General features: G+C 72.4%; 11 protein-coding genes. 8 read left to right on the forward strand and 3 right to left on the reverse strand.

Going from position 1 to position 14,525, the window contains the following annotated elements:
* Positions 1-13: 13 nt before the first annotated feature.
* From ACIPAE_RS24565 to tkt, 6 genes are all read left to right on the forward strand, one after another.
* On the forward strand, positions 14-1,036 hold the full coding sequence (locus ACIPAE_RS24565; protein WP_402447884.1) for a substrate-binding domain-containing protein: 1,023 nt from the start codon (positions 14-16) through the stop codon (positions 1,034-1,036).
* The gene (locus tag ACIPAE_RS24570; RefSeq protein ID WP_329363306.1) at positions 1,033-2,043 is read left to right on the forward strand and encodes an ABC transporter permease; all 1,011 of its coding nucleotides are present in this window, start codon (positions 1,033-1,035) and stop codon (positions 2,041-2,043) included. The genes ACIPAE_RS24565 and ACIPAE_RS24570 overlap by 4 nt, the downstream gene beginning before the upstream one ends.
* Complete coding sequence (locus ACIPAE_RS24575; protein ID WP_402447886.1) at positions 2,040-2,861, forward strand: ATP-binding cassette domain-containing protein; 822 nt, start codon at positions 2,040-2,042, stop codon at positions 2,859-2,861. Before ACIPAE_RS24570 ends, ACIPAE_RS24575 begins: the two co-directional genes overlap by 4 nt.
* The gene (locus tag ACIPAE_RS24580; protein ID WP_329363302.1) at positions 2,858-3,565 is read left to right on the forward strand and encodes a nucleoside/nucleotide kinase family protein; all 708 of its coding nucleotides are present in this window, start codon (positions 2,858-2,860) and stop codon (positions 3,563-3,565) included. Before ACIPAE_RS24575 ends, ACIPAE_RS24580 begins: the two co-directional genes overlap by 4 nt.
* A complete protein-coding gene (locus tag ACIPAE_RS24585) occupies positions 3,562-4,329 on the forward strand; it encodes a glucose 1-dehydrogenase (RefSeq protein ID WP_366410384.1) in 768 nt (255 codons plus the stop codon). Before ACIPAE_RS24580 ends, ACIPAE_RS24585 begins: the two co-directional genes overlap by 4 nt.
* A 92-nt stretch (positions 4,330-4,421) precedes the next feature.
* Positions 4,422-6,524: a transketolase gene (gene tkt, locus ACIPAE_RS24590; RefSeq protein WP_402447888.1), complete on the forward strand. Its 2,103-nt coding sequence runs from the start codon at positions 4,422-4,424 to the stop codon at positions 6,522-6,524.
* A 288-nt stretch (positions 6,525-6,812) separates the two neighbouring features.
* On the opposite strand, the gene ACIPAE_RS24595 is transcribed toward tkt, so the two are convergent.
* The gene (locus ACIPAE_RS24595) at positions 6,813-8,672 is read right to left on the reverse strand and encodes a phosphatidylglycerol lysyltransferase domain-containing protein (RefSeq protein WP_402447890.1); all 1,860 of its coding nucleotides are present in this window, start codon (positions 8,670-8,672) and stop codon (positions 6,813-6,815) included.
* A gap of 301 nt (positions 8,673-8,973) precedes the next feature.
* Between ACIPAE_RS24595 and ACIPAE_RS24600 the strand changes: the two genes are divergently transcribed.
* The gene (locus tag ACIPAE_RS24600; protein WP_402447892.1) at positions 8,974-9,954 is read left to right on the forward strand and encodes a hypothetical protein; all 981 of its coding nucleotides are present in this window, start codon (positions 8,974-8,976) and stop codon (positions 9,952-9,954) included.
* A gap of 46 nt (positions 9,955-10,000) precedes the next feature.
* Here ACIPAE_RS24600 and ACIPAE_RS24605 read toward each other — a convergent pair whose 3' ends face one another.
* Positions 10,001-10,936, reverse strand: coding sequence for a calcium-binding protein (locus tag ACIPAE_RS24605; protein ID WP_402447894.1), 936 nt, complete (start codon positions 10,934-10,936; stop codon positions 10,001-10,003).
* Between the two features lie 504 nt (positions 10,937-11,440).
* A complete protein-coding gene (locus ACIPAE_RS24610) occupies positions 11,441-12,958 on the reverse strand; it encodes a glycoside hydrolase family 3 protein (RefSeq protein ID WP_402447961.1) in 1,518 nt (505 codons plus the stop codon).
* A 503-nt stretch (positions 12,959-13,461) separates the two neighbouring features.
* Between ACIPAE_RS24610 and ACIPAE_RS24615 the strand changes: the two genes are divergently transcribed.
* The gene (locus ACIPAE_RS24615) at positions 13,462-14,523 is read left to right on the forward strand and encodes a phytanoyl-CoA dioxygenase family protein (protein ID WP_366413982.1); all 1,062 of its coding nucleotides are present in this window, start codon (positions 13,462-13,464) and stop codon (positions 14,521-14,523) included.
* The last annotated feature ends 2 nt before the right edge of the window (positions 14,524-14,525 follow it).

Consider the following 14,525-nt stretch of genomic DNA (forward strand, 5'->3'; position numbering starts at 1 on the left):
CCAGGAGGACTCAATGAAGATCGTCCGACGTGCTCCCGCCTCCTTGCGGATCAAAGTCGCCGCCCTCACCGTCGCCTGTGGCGTGGCCGCCGTGGCGTGCGGGCCCGGTGGCTCCGGCGGCGGTTCCGGCGGGTCCCCGAAGATCGGGATCGTCGCGCTGAACCTGAGCAACCCGTTCTTCGGCACGCTGGAGAACGCCACCGAGAAGGCCGCGAAGGCCAAGGGCTGGAAGGTCATGAAGGCCGAGGCCAAGACCCCCGGGGACTCGGCGACGCAGGTGACCGCGATCGAGAACATGATCGCCAACAAGGTGAAGGCGATCGTGGTCACCCCGGCCAACGCGACGGCGCTCAACGGCGTGCTGAAGCAGGCCAAGTCCAAGGGCATCCTGGTCCTGACGGTGAACGCGGCGCTCGACCCGACCGACGCCGCGGACGCCACCTACGCCACCGACAACGTCGCCGCCGGCGAACTCATCGGGAAGTGGGCCAAGGCGTCCGCCCCGAAGGCCCCGCATGTCGCCCTGCTCGACTTCGACCTCTCGGACAAGCCCGCCGCCGACCGCCACCAGGGGTTCCTCAGCGGGTACGGCATCACGTCCAAGTCGCCGGAAGTGGCCGGCAGCGCGCTGACCCAGGGCACCGAGGACACCGGCCAGTCCGCGATGGAGAACCTGCTGTCGGCGCACTCCGACATCAACGTCGTCTACACCATCAACGAGCCGACCGCGCACGGCGCCTACACCGCCATCAAGAACAAGGGCCTGGCCGGCAAGACCGTCCTGGTCTCCGTCGACGGCGCGTGCAGCGGCGTCGAGGACGTGAAGAGCGGTGCGATAGGCGCCACCGCCATGCAGTTCCCGGACAAGATGGGCGAGATGGCGGTCGACGCCGCCGCCGCGTACATCAAGGACGGCACCAAGCCGAAGAGCGGTGTCATCGACTCGGGCACGGCCCTGATCACCGACCACCCGGTGCCCGGCGTCGCCTCGCAGACCTCCGCCTGGGGCCTGAGCCACTGCTGGGGACCGAAGTGACCACGACCACCCAGGACGCCGACGTGCTGGCGCTCGAACGGGGCGTCGGTCCCCGCCGGGACCTGCGCGGCCTCGCGTCCCACCAGATCGCCGGGCCGCTCGCGGCCCTGGTCACCGCGGTGATCGTCTTCGCCCTGTCGACGAGCACCTTCTTCAACTCCGACAACCTGGCCCTGATCGCGCAGCAGTCCGTCGTGGTGGGCACCCTGGCGCTCGGTCAGACGCTGATCATCCTGACCTCCGGGATCGACCTGGCCAACGGCGCCATCATGGTGCTCGGTTCGGTCGTGATCGGGAAGATGGCCGTGCACGGCGACCCGGTGGCCGCCGCGCTGGTCGGCCTGGTGGTCTGCGTCGTGGTCGGCTCGGTCAACGGCGTCCTGGTGTCGCTGCTGAAGCTGCCACCGTTCATCGTCACGCTCGGCGTGATGTCGGTGGTCGCCGCCTCGTCCCGGCTCTACACCTCCTCGCAGAGCTACCCGATCAGCTCGGACTTCCTGACCTTCCTCAACCGGGGCCCGACGGTCGGCGGCGTGACCATCACCTACGGGGTGATGCTGTGGATCGCGCTCACCGCGGTGCTCGGCTACGCGCTCAGCCAGACCTCCTGGGGCGTACGGGTCTACGCGGTCGGCGACAACGACAAGGCCGCCGCGCTGGCCGGCATCAAGGTCAAGCGCATCCTGCTGAGCGTCTACATCGTGGCCGCGGTGATCTACTTCTTCGCCGCCTGGCAGGCCCTGGGCCGCACCCCGACCGCCGACCCCAGCGGCTACACCAACGGCAACCTCGACAGCATCACCGCCGTGGTGATCGGCGGCACCAGCCTCTTCGGCGGCCGGGGCGGCGTGGTCGGCACGTTCATCGGCGCGCTCATCGTGACGGTGCTGCAGAACGGCCTCACCCAGGCGGGCATCGACTCGCTCTACCAGCAGGTCGCCACCGGTGTCCTCGTGGTCATCGCGGTCGGCGTGGACCACCTCGTGCGAAGGAGGCAGACCCGATGACCGGCTCCGAGAACGGCTCCGACCCCCGGCCGAACGTGCTCCAAGCCCGCGGCCTCACCAAGCGCTACGGCCACGTGGTGGCCATGGACAACAGCGACTTCGACCTGCGCCCGGGCGAGATCCTCGCCGTCATCGGCGACAACGGCGCGGGCAAGTCCACCCTGATCAAGTCGCTCACCGGCGCGGTCGTCCCCGACGAGGGCACCTTGCACCTCGACGGCGAACCGGTGCACTTCCGCAACCCGCTCGACGCCCGCAACGCCGGCATCGAGACCGTCTACCAAGAGCTGGGCGTCGCCCCCGCGCTCGACATCTCGCAGAACCTCTACCTCGGCCGGGAGCAGCGCCGCAAAGGCGTACTGGGCACCGTCTTCCGGCAGTTGGACAAGCGCGGGATGCGGCACGGCTCGGCGCGGCACATGGTCGACCTCGGTATCCGCATCCAGTCCATCGGCCAGAAGGTCGAGACGCTCTCCGGCGGCCAGCGGCAGGCCGTCGCCGTCGCCCGCGTCGCCGCGTGGGCGACCCGGGTCGTGGTCATGGACGAGCCGACCGCGGCGCTCGGCGTCCGCGAGACCAACCAGGTCCTGGACCTCATCCTGCGGGTGCGCGAGCGCGGCCTGCCGGTGGTGCTCATCAGCCACAACATGCCGAACGTCTTCCAGGTCGCCGACCGTATCCACATCCACCGGCTGGGCCGCCGGATCGCGCTGGTCGACCCGAAGGACACCTCCATGGAGGAAGCCGTCGCCCTCATGACCGGCGCCAAGTCGCCCGAGGACGTATCCATGCCACTGACGAAGGACGGACCACGATGAACCCCGCACCGACCGGCCGCGACGCCCAGCCGCCGCGCGGCGAGGCCGTCACCTTCGAGGAGCTGACCGCGGCGGCCCGCGCCCTGATCACCCCCGGCGGGCGGCGGATACTCGGCATCACCGGCGCGCCGGGATCGGGCAAGTCCACCCTCGGCGAGACCCTCGTGGCCGCACTCGACGGCCAGGCGGTGCTGGTCGGACTCGACGGCTTCCACCTGGCCGGCGCCGAGTTGGACCGGCTGGGGCGCAAGCCCCGCAAGGGGGCCGCCGACACCTTCGACGCCGCCGGCTACGTCCACCTGCTGCGCCGGCTGCGGGCCCGCGAGGACGCGACCGTCTACACCTCGTTCTTCGACCGGAGCCTGGAGGAGTCCATCGCCTGCGCCGTCCCGGTGCCGCGCGAGGTGCCGCTGATCATCACCGAGGGCAACTACCTGCTCGTCGACCAGGGCCCGTGGCAGCCGGTGCGCGAACTGCTCGACGTGTGCTGGTTCCTGGAGCCGGGCGAGGACGTCCGCTTCGACCGGCTGATCGCCCGGCACATGTCGTACGGGCGGACCGCCGAGGAGGCGTACGAACGCTCGCACGGCTCGGACCAGCGCAACGCCGAACTCATCGAGAGCACCCGGTCCCACGCGGACCGGATACTCCGGGTGCCCGCCGTGCGGACACCGTCCCGACCCACAGAAGAGGCAACCGCATGAGCGTCCTGGATCGATTCCGTCTGGACGGGAAGGTCGCCGTCGTCACCGGCGGCAACCGCGGCATCGGCAAGGCCATCGCGACCGCGCTGGCCGAGGCCGGCGCGTCGGTGGCGATCGCGAGCCGCGACGAGGACCGCAACCGCGAGGCCGTCGCCGACCTCGCGAAAGTCGGCGGCGCCGTCATCTCGACGAGGACCGACGTCACCAGCCGGGCCGACCTGGAGGCCATGCGCGAGACGGTCACCGGGCAACTCGGCCCGATCGACATCCTGGTCAACAACGCCGGCGTGGGCATCCACGGCGAGTCCCTGAGCATCGACGACGAGGACTGGGACCGGGTGATGGCCACCAACCTCGACGCGGTGTGGAAGGCCAGCCAGGTGGTCGGCGCGTCCATGGTCGAGCGCGGCACCGGTTCCATCGTCAACGTCGGCTCGATGTCCGGCATGATCATCAACCGGCCGCAGTGGCACGCCCCTTACGCCGTCTCGAAGGCGGGGGTGCACCACATGACCCGCTCGCTGGCCGCGGAGTGGGCGCCCCGCTCGGTACGGGTGAACGCGATCGCCCCCGGCTACACCAAGACCGAGATCTCCGACATCGACCTGCCCGAGTACAAGCACTACTGGATCGACGAAGTCCCCATGCAGCGCTACGCGCAGGCCGTGGAGATCGCCCCCGCCGCGCTCTACCTGGCCAGCCCGGCGTCCTCCTTCGTCACCGGCGAGGTCCTGGTGATCGACGGCGGCTACACCCTGTGGTGAACCCGCCCCGCAGCGGCCGGCGCACCCCGCGCCGGCCGCCGGTGCGCCGCGCCGGCTCACCCGCACGCCTCACCTCGTCGAAGGAGCGCCCCGTGACGGGCACCGCCACACCCCAGCCCACCACCCCGTTCGTGTGGACCGAGCAGGACGCGCGCGCCGTCACCACCGCGCGGGTGCTGGCCATGGACGCCGTGCAGGAGGCCGGGCACGGCCACCCCGGCACCGCGGTCAGCCTCGCCCCGGCCGCCCATCTGATCTTCCAGCGGTTCCTGCGCCACGACCCCGCCGACCCGCAGTGGCCCGGCCGGGACCGCTTCGTGCTGTCCTGCGGGCACTCCAGCCTCACCCTCTACATCCAGCTGCACCTCACCGGTTACCCGCTCACGCTGGACGACCTGCGCGGGTACCGGAAGAAGGGCAGCCTCACCCCGGCGCACCCCGAGCGGGGACACACGCCGGGCGTGGAGACCACCACCGGGCCGCTCGGCCAGGGCATCGCCACCGCGGTGGGCATGGCCATGGGCGCCCGCCGCGAGCGCGGACTGCTCGACCCCGACGCGCCGGCCGGCACCAGCCCGTTCGACCACCGGGTCTTCGTGCTGTGTTCCGACGGCGACATGCAGGAGGGCATCAGCTCCGAAGCGGGCGCCTTCGCCGGCCACCAGCGACTCGGCAACCTCGTGGTGGTCCACGACGACAACCGCATCTCCATCGAGGGCAGCACCGAACTGGCCACGAGCGAGGACGTCGCCGCCCGCTACGCCGCCTACGGGTGGCACGTGCAGAGCGTCGACCTCGCCGCCGACGGCGACATCGACCTGCCGGGCCTGTCCCGCGCGCTCCAGGCGGCGACGGCCGAGACCACCCGGCCCTCGCTGATCGTGATGCGCAGCATCATCGCCTGGCCGGTGCCCGGCGCGCAGAACACCCCCGCCTCCCACGGCTCCGCGCTCGGCGCGGAGGCGGTGCGCGCGGCCAAGACGGTGCTCGGCGTCGACCCCGACACGACGTTCGACGTGCCCGCGGGGGTCCACGCGTGGACCGCGTCCGCGGCGCGTGACGCGGGCGCCCGCGCCCACGACGCCTGGGACAAGGACTTCGCGGCCTGGGCCGACCGGCACCCCGACAGGCACGACCTGGTGCGGCGGCTGCGCGGCGGCCGGCCGCCGGCCACCTTCGACGGCGCGCGACCGGCGTTCGCGGCGGGCACCCCGGTCGCCACCCGGAAGGCGTTCGGCCGCGCGCTGAAGGCCGCCGCGGCGCAACTGCCGGAACTGTGGGGCGGCTCCGCCGACCTCGGCGACTCCAACAACACCACCGTCGACGGCGGTTCCTCGTTCCTGCCGGCCTCCAGCCCGCTGCCCGGCGCGGACCCCGCCGGGCAGACCATCCACTGGGGCATCCGCGAGCACTTCATGGCCGCCGCCATGAACGGCATCGCGCTGTCCGGGCTCAGCCGCCCCTACGGCGGCACGTTCCTGGTGTTCAGCGACTACATGCGCCCGGCCGTCCGCCTCGCCGCGCTGATGCGGCTGCCCACCGTCTACGTCTGGACCCACGACTCCATCGGCCTCGGCGAGGACGGCCCCACGCACCAGCCGGTCGAGCACCTCGCCTCGCTGCGCGCCATGCCCGGCCTCGACGTGGTGCGGCCGGCCGACGCCAACGAGACGGCGATCACGCTGTGGAAGGTCCTCGCCGGCCCGGCCCGGCCGACCGGATTCAGCCTCAGCAGGCAGGACCTGCCGGTGTTCCCCGACGACGGGGAGGGCTTCCACCCGGCCACCGGCGCGGTCCGCGGCGGGTACGTCCGCTACGAGGCGCCGTCGCCGGGCGCCGCGGCCGACCCGGACGTGGTCGTCATCGCCACCGGGTCCGAGGTCGCGGTCGCGGTCACCGCGGCCCGCCTGCTCGCCGACGAGGGCGTCCGGGCGCGGGTGGTCTCGATGCCCTGCCGCGAGTGGTTCGACGAGCAGCCCAGGTCGTACCAGGACAGCGTCATCCCGCCGGCCGTCCGCCGCCGGATCTCGGTGGAGGCGGGCGTCAGCCAGGGCTGGCACGACCTGGTGGGCCTGGACGGGAGGACGATCGGGGTGGAGGACTTCGGCGCGTCGGCCTCGGCCGCCGAACTCTTCGAGGACTTCGGGATCACCCCGCACTCCGTCGCCGCGGCGGCCCGGGAGCTGATGCGGTGACCTGAGCGCCCGGCGGCCGACGGGCTGCGAGCGGTCAGCGTCCAGGCCGGCGACGGGCGGGGCGCCGAGCCGTTGGAGCCGGCTGCGGGCGCCGCCGCGGGGTACTGACCGCGGGCGAGCACCGACGTCCGCCGTACCGCCTCGCGCGCCGCCGTACCGCCTCGCGCGGGGCGAACGGCCCCGGTGCGCCGCCGCGTTCGGCGGGCTTCGCCGTCGGGAGGCAGCAGGGTCGGGTCGTTCTCGTCGAGGCGGGGGCCGCGCGAGGCGCGGGGAGCACGGGCCGGCGGGCTACCGGTGCTGGGCGGTGGCCTCGCGCGCCTCGGCGGCGGTGCTCGCGCCCCGGCCGTCGTCCGGGTCCGCCTTCCCGCGCCGACGCAGGCGCGGCCGGGGCAGGTTGAGGAACGCCTCGGCCTGGAGCGCGGCGACGCTGATCCGCAGCAGGTCGCGGCCGGTCGGGTAGACCAGGAAGCGCGGCTCCCACCGCGGCTGGAACTTGGCGTTGAACCTGTAGAGCGACTCGATCTGGAACCAGCGGGACAGGAAGAGCAGCAGACCGCACCAGGCGCGCAACACCGGCCCCGCGCCCAGGCGTTCACCGCGGGCCAGCGCGGCGCGGAACATCGCGAAGTTCAGCGACACCCGGGTGATGCCGAGGTCGGGGACCTGCTGGAGGGCCTTGACGATGAGCAGTTCGTTGAGCCCCGGGTCGGCCTCCCGGTCGCGGCGCATCAGTTCCAGCGAGATGCCGTCCCTGCCCCAGGGCACGAAGTGCAGGATCGCCCGGATGTTCCCGCCCGGCGCGGCGGCACCGGCCTCCGGCTCCTTGTGGGCGGTGACCACCACGCAGTCGCCGTCGCCGCTGCCGCCGAAGCGGCCGAGCGCCATCGAGAAGCCGCGCTCGACCTCGGTGCCGCGCCAGGCCGCGGCCGCGTCGCGGATCTCCGCCTTCTCCGCCTCGGACAGGTCGCCCACCCGGCGCACCCGGCAGGTGTACCCGGCGCGCTCGATCCGGTTGACCATCTGCCGGACGTTGCGCATCGACCGGCCGGTCAGGTTGAAGGAGCCGGTGTCGATGATCGCCTCGTCGCCGATCTCCAACGCGGACAGGTTCGCCTCGCGCGCCCACACCTCGCCACCGGTCTCGCTGCACCCCATCGCCGCCGGCACCCACGCGTGCCGGGTGGCGGTGTCCATGAACTCCCTGATCGCGCCGGGCCACGCCTCCACGTCGCCGATCGGGTCGCCGCTGGCGAGCATCACCCCGGACACCACCCGGTAGGCGATGGCCGCCTTCCCCGACGGGGAGAAGCAGACGTTCTTGTCGCGGCGCAGCGCGAAGTAGCCGAGCGAGTCCCGCCCGCCGTGCCGCGCCAGCAGCGCGCGCACCCGCCGCTCGTCGGTCTCCTCCAGCAGCGGCACCGGCGAGGAGGGGCGCAGCGCGAGGTAGATGGTGGTGGCCGCGGTCAGCAGGCCGAGCCCGGCGAGCGAGTAGTAGACGAGGTCACTGGTGCGGGTGCTCGCGTACTGGACCGGGCCGCTGATGCCGACGAGGCCGTAGGCGACGTGCTGGAGCCGGTCGGTGAGGGGAGGGGTGCCGATGTCCGTCTTCGGGTGGGCGCTGACGATCAGCAGCCCGGCCCCGAAGCTGAACGCGGTCAGCGCGAGGAAGTTGACCACCGCGCGCCAGCGGGTGCGCGGATCGGACAGTGCGTGGAACTCGCGGTGCGCGATCAGCAGCAGGACGAACAGCACCACGGTGACCATGGCCGGAACCCGCTGGTGCCAGCGCAGCGCCTCCAGTACCGCGCCGGTCGGCAGCAGGACCATCACCGCGCGCCAGGCGCGCCGCTTCCGGCGGCGCAGGGCGTGCGCGAGCATCACCATCAGCACGCCCACGATCAGCGAGGCCGCCGTCGCCAGCGTGGACACCACGCCCGGCAGCGCCACCGCCAGCGTCTGCACCCGCGCCCGGCGCATGTGCGGGAAGATCGCCGCGAGGACGTCCAGCACCCCTGCCAGCAGGCACAGGTAACCGGCCACCGCCGGAACCCAGTCGTATCGGAAGAGCCGAATCCTGTTCCCGACGGAGCGGATTCCGGATGCCGCGGAGCCATTCACGAGCACAGCGTACGGCGTGCCGACGGCCATGACAGCCACCCGTTCGGCCCAGGCGCCGCCCGGATACGAGCAGGTCGGGCGGCCGTCGCGGGCCGAGCTGCGACAACTCCCGGGCGTGGCGCGGGCGGCGGGCGCGGCCGGACGCGCACCCTGGCCGGAAACCGGCGGTCACCGCCCCGAACGCCCCCGCGCCCAGCCCATATATGTAACCCCTGTGTGTGCGCCATGTAGCCAGGGGGTTAGATTCCGATGGGCACGATCGCGGACGCGGCGGTTGCTGGGAGGGGCATTGATCCGGCGAGACAGACAGGCGTACCCGCTCCGCGCAGGCGTGGCAGCAGCAACGTTCCTGTGGCGCACGCTGCGTCGCGAGTGGCAGGGCGTCATCGCCGATCCGGTGCGGCAACTGACCCGGCGAGGCCCGTCCGGGCTCCTGCTGGCCTGCGTCGCCGCGTTCGGCGTCATCTTCTTCCACGACCTGGCGCAGCGTCAGGCCGGCGCCGTGGCCGTACGGATACTGGGCGGCGTCTACGGCAGCCTCCCGCTGTGGCTGGAGCTGCTGCGCACGCCGGTGTCACTCTACGTCCCGGCGCTCGACCTGCCGGTGTGGGCGGGCATCACCCAGCTCTTCCTCGCCTTCGCGCTGGCCGAGTTGGCGCTCGGCCGGCTCAGGACCCTGTTCATCGCCTACGCGACGACGCTGGCCGGCACCCTCACCGTGCGGGTGATGATAGCGATGGGACCGGGCTGGTGGCGGCTGGGGCTGCCGCCGCAGACCGGGCAGGTGCTCGACACCGGGCCGTCGGCCGCGGTGGTCGGCCTGTTCACCTACATCTCCGTCATCCGCCGCGCCCCGATCGTCTTCGCGCTCACCGGCGGGTCCATGGTGTGGGAGTCGATCGCCGATCCCAACCTGGCCGGGCGCGAGCACCTCATCGCCGTGGCCACCGCGATGATCCTGGGCCTGTGCCACGGGCGCGGCCGGTGGTGGCCGGCGTTGAGGGCCCGGGGCGCGTCATGGCGGCATCCGATCGGTTCCGCGCCGCGGCCGGCCGCGGCCCTCTGCGGGCGCCCGGCGGTCCCGACCGCGCCCAGGGCGGGCGCGCCGCGCGGCGCGCCGGCTCCGGCGGGGCAGGCGCTGGGCACGCCCCGTGCGGCGGCGTCCGTGCCCGCGCCTGCCCCGGCGCCGGAGGCCGGCGGCGGCGCCTTGCGCCCGGGCGGCGGCGCGTCCGCCACGAGCCCGGCGGTGCGGGTCGATCCGCGGGGGGATCGGGACGGCCGGGGCGACCGGACCGACCGGGACACCGGCTGACCTGGCGAGTTCCGTGGCGGCGGGGGCGCCGGGCGGAGCCGGTGGCTCAGTCCTGGTGGACGGTGTTCTTGCCGGGGCCGCCGGAGAGGACGTCCTTGCCGGGGCCGCCGTACAGCGCGTCGTCGCCGCTGTTGCCGTAGATCGTGTCGACACCGCTGTTGCCGTAGATGGTGTCGTCGCCCTTGCCGCCGTACAGGAAGTCGTCGCCCTTGCCGCCGTACAGGAAGTCGTCGCCCTTCCCGCCGTAGATCCTGTCGTCGCCGTCGCCGCCGGACAGGTTCTGCCGTCCGTCGCCGCCGTACAGGACATCGTTGCCGGTACCGCCGTCGGCGGCGGCGTCGGTGCCGCTGGAGTAGATCGTGTCGTTGCCCTCGCCGCCCTGCGCGATGCTGCCCGCACCGGCGTGGAGGGTGTCGTTGCCGTCGCCGCCGAGCACCACCGTGTCCGGGCCCACCGTCAGGTTGTCGTCGTCGGCGCCGCCGTCGACGCTGTCGCCGCCCACGCGGCCGGTCTCGGTGTAGGTGTCCTTGCCGGCGCCCAGGTCGAACGAGGCGAAGTAGTACGCCTGGTTGGTGGTGTTGGCGTACGCGGCGGTGTCGGCGCCGTCGCCGAGGTCGACCTTCAAGGTCGGGTACGGGTCCTCCGTGTCGTAGGTGGTGACCGTGCAGGAGACCTTGGTGTGGTCCGTGCCGCTGGGATAGGTGCAGCCGTCGCCGGCCGTGATCGGGACGGCGTCGTCGATCACGTACGTGATGTCGCTCAGGGTCGTGGTCGAGCTGGTGATCGTCACCTTGTTGGTCTGGCCGGGGGCCGCCGTGTAGTCGATCGCCTGGTCGCTCGCGTTGTAGGCGGCGGTCGCCGACGGCGTGGCGGCGCCGGCCAGGCCCGCGGCGAGGAGCGGGGCGGCCAGACCGGTACCGAGCGTGAGCGTCAGCGCCGACGCGGTGCGGAGGGCCCGGCGGCCGGAGAAGGGGGAGGACATGGTCGCAACCTCACTGAGGAGTAGGGGACTTACGGATGCATAGGACTCCGGGTGTCGGTGGTTGGTTGTATGCGGGTGGGGCCGGAATACGCGGACGGGTTCCGTGCTCGGGTGGAGGAAATGCCGTTGAGCTGGGGTGTTGTGCTGGGCATCCGCGGGGCGGCGCATTCCATTCAGCCCTGATTCAGCGGGAATTCACGCGGGCGGAAACGGTGGAGGGTGTGAATTCCCTTACGGGTGAAGGGTTTTGGCGGGCGCATTCCGCGGTCCTCGGATGCGGGCGAAGAGCGACGCGACGGCCTTCGGGGGGCGGTGACAGCCGGTCACCGCGAGCTGTCCGGTTCGCGGTTCTGAGAGGACGGCGCCGACCCTCGCCGACCCTCGCCGACGGCAGCGCGAAGGGGGCCGCGACGTCGTGGACGTCGCGGCCCCTGCCGTGTCCGGCGGGCCGGGGGCTTGTCGGCCGGGCGGTCCCCGGGCGGTTACCGGGTGGCTGTCGCGCGGTTACCGGGTGGGGACGCCGGCGAGTACCTCGGCCGCGGCCACGCCGGACGCCGCGGTGGCGCCGTGCGTGAAGACCCGGACCGCACCGGCCCCGGAGTCGTCCGGCAGCCCCATCTCGACCACGACCGCGTCCGGACGCGCCTCGGTGAGGTCGGTCAGGGCCTTGCCCATCCACTTGTTGCGCGCCGCGTCCCGGACGACGACAACCAGCGGGCGGCCGGCGGCGGGCGCGAGGGCGTGCTCGTCGAGGACCGCGGGGTGGTCGGTCAGCTGCTGCGGGTGCACCCGGACGAAGGTGGTTCCGGGCAGGCGCTCGCGCAGCGGTACGGCGACGCCCCAGGGGGTCTCCTTGCCGATCGCCAGGTTGGTGGACGGCACCAGCTCCACCACGTGCGGCGCGGCGGGCAGCGGCAGCGCCGTGTCCGCGGGGCCGCTGACCCGTATCGCGCGCCGGGCGGCGGTGAAGCCGATGTCGCCGCTGACCGGGTCGACCGGCACCGCGCGGGCCAGCCCGCTCGACCAGTCGGCGAACTCCCTTACCCGGCGCGACGCTTCGGCCAGCCGGGCCTCGGTGAGCCCGCCGGAGCGGACGGCGCCGGTGAGGGCACCGGCGAGCAGTTCGAAGGTGTCCTCGCCGGCGTGCTCCCCGCCGACGCAGATGGCGTCGGCGCCGGCCGCGATCGCCCGTACCGTGGCGCCGTCGATGCCGTACCGGTCGGTGACCGCGCCCATCTCGATCGCGTCGGTGACGATCAGGCCGTCGAAGCCGAGTTCCTTGCGGAGCAGGCCGTCCAGGATGCGGCTGCTGAGGGTGGCCGGGACGTGCGGGTCGTAGGCCGGCACCAGCAGGTGCCCGCTCATCACCGCGCGCACGCCCGCCTCGATCGCGGCCCGGAACGGCGGCAGCGCCTGCGCGGCGATGGTGTCGAGGTCCGCGTCGTAACTGGGCAGGCCGTGGTGGGAGTCGACGGCGACGTCGCCGTGCCCGGGGAAGTGCTTGGCGCAGGCGGCGACGCCGCCCGACTGGAGGCCGCGGACCCAGGCGGCGGCGTGCCGGGCCACCCGCTCGGGTTCGACGCCGAAGGACCTGACCCCGATGATCGGGTTGTCCGGGTTGGAGTTGACGTCCACGCTGGGCGCGTAGTCGAGGCTCACCCCGGCGGCGTGCAACTCGCGGGCCAGGTCGCGGGAGACGGCCTCGGTCAGCGTGACGTCGTCGACCGCGCCGAGCGCGAAGCTGCCCGGCCGGGTGGAGCCGGTGGAGGACTCGATCCGGGTGACGTCGCCCGCCTCCTCGTCGATCGCGATGATCAACGACGGGTTCTCCGCGCGTAGTTGGGCGGTCAATCGGGCGACCTGCTGGGGCGAGGCGATATTGCGGGAGAAGAGCACGACGGATGACAGACCGTCAGCGATGGCCCGCAGCACCCAGTCCGGTGCCTCCGTGCCGACGAATCCCGGCTGGAGGACGGAGAGCGCGAGAGCTCGCAACTCGTTGCTCTGCTTGCTGGTGGACACCAACTTGCTGGCGGACATCAACGGGGCCTTTCCGTGGGGCCGACGCACTGACCGCATCCGGCGGTGATTGGTACAGACCAACGGATACTGACTCAGGCTGCTCAGGGGTGTCAAGGCGGCTGCCGCCCGCGTTTGCAACTACTCGTGGTGCGGAGGTAATTGCGGAACGCGACGAAAGTGCTGGTGGGGCACGGTGGTTCACCAAGTGGTCATTTGACAGCGCCAGTTGGTCTAGTCCAACTTAGGAGAGCGCGAGTTCAGCGAGCGACAGTCGTGGCGTGAGTGACGGCAGATGCGCACGTTGACCGGCGGAGCCCAGCAGGACCACCCGGTGGATCGGGTGGACCCCGAGCCCGACGGCCAGGCATCTGTCGGTAGCGGGCGTCGATATCCGTTGCCGCCCCCCAACCCGCTGAGCCCGCACAGTCGACAGGTCCGCACGCCCAACCCCCCTCGCGCGGCGGACCGCTCAAGAACATTCCACCCTTGGAGCGACTGTTTTGTTGGCGCCTCAGAGCCCTTACCGGGCCGCATCGGAGTTCCCGTACTACAGCCCGGACGGCGAGACCTATCTCACCCCGGTACCGCTGCGGGACCTGCGCAAGACGCAAGAGCTTCGCGTGCTGTCGGAAGAGGACTTCGCCTTCTGGCAGAAGTACGGCTATGTGGTGGTCGAGCAGGCGATACCCGCGACCGCCGCACAGGAACTGCTCGACTTCGCCTGGGACTTCCAGGGCCTCGACCCGGCCCGGCCGGAAACCTGGTACGAGGAGCGGGAGTTCCGCACCGACCTCGAACGCGAGCTGCACATCTACGGCTTCGTCGAGGCGTACCACCACCAGCTCATCTGGAACAGCCGGCAGGCGCAGCGGGTCTACGACGCGTTCGTCGACGTCTGGGACTGCGAGGAGCTGTGGGTCACCCAGGACCGGCTCAACCTCAACCCGCCGAACATCAAGAACCGCGACCGCGCGCTGATCGCGCCCACCGAGCGCGGCTTCGACATCCGGCTGCACTGGGACATCGACAGCACCCTCGACGTGCTGCCGCAGCGGGTCCAGGGGATCATCGCGCTCGCCGACACCAAGCCGGACATGGGCGGCTTCCAGTGCTGCCCCGAGCTCTTCCACCGGTTCGAGGAGTGGAAGGCGACGCAGCCGGAGGACCGTGACCCGATCCGCCCCGCCATCGACACCGACGAGTTCCCGATCGTCCGCCCGGACCTGCGCGCCGGGGACCTGCTGATCTGGAACGGCTCGCTGGCGCACGGCGTCGCGCCCAACACCTCCACCGACGGGGTGCGGTCCGCGCAGTACCTGTCGATGATGCCCGCGCTGGAGTCGCACGAGGAACTGCGCCGCTCCCGCGTCGAGTCCTGGCGCACGCTCGGCACGCCGGAGTGGAACAAGACGCTCGTCGGCGACGCGACCAGGCACGAGTCGCTGCGCTACGACACCGCCGAGCTCACCGAACTCGGCGAGAAGCTGCTCGGCCTGCGGTCCTGGCACCCGCAGGGCGCCGACACCGCGGCCCGCCAGGACGCCCAGCCGGCGGCCGGAGAGTAGCG

It is taken from the genome of Streptomyces sp. NPDC087270, from assembly GCF_044744625.1.
GTDB lineage: Bacteria > Actinomycetota > Actinomycetes > Streptomycetales > Streptomycetaceae > Actinacidiphila.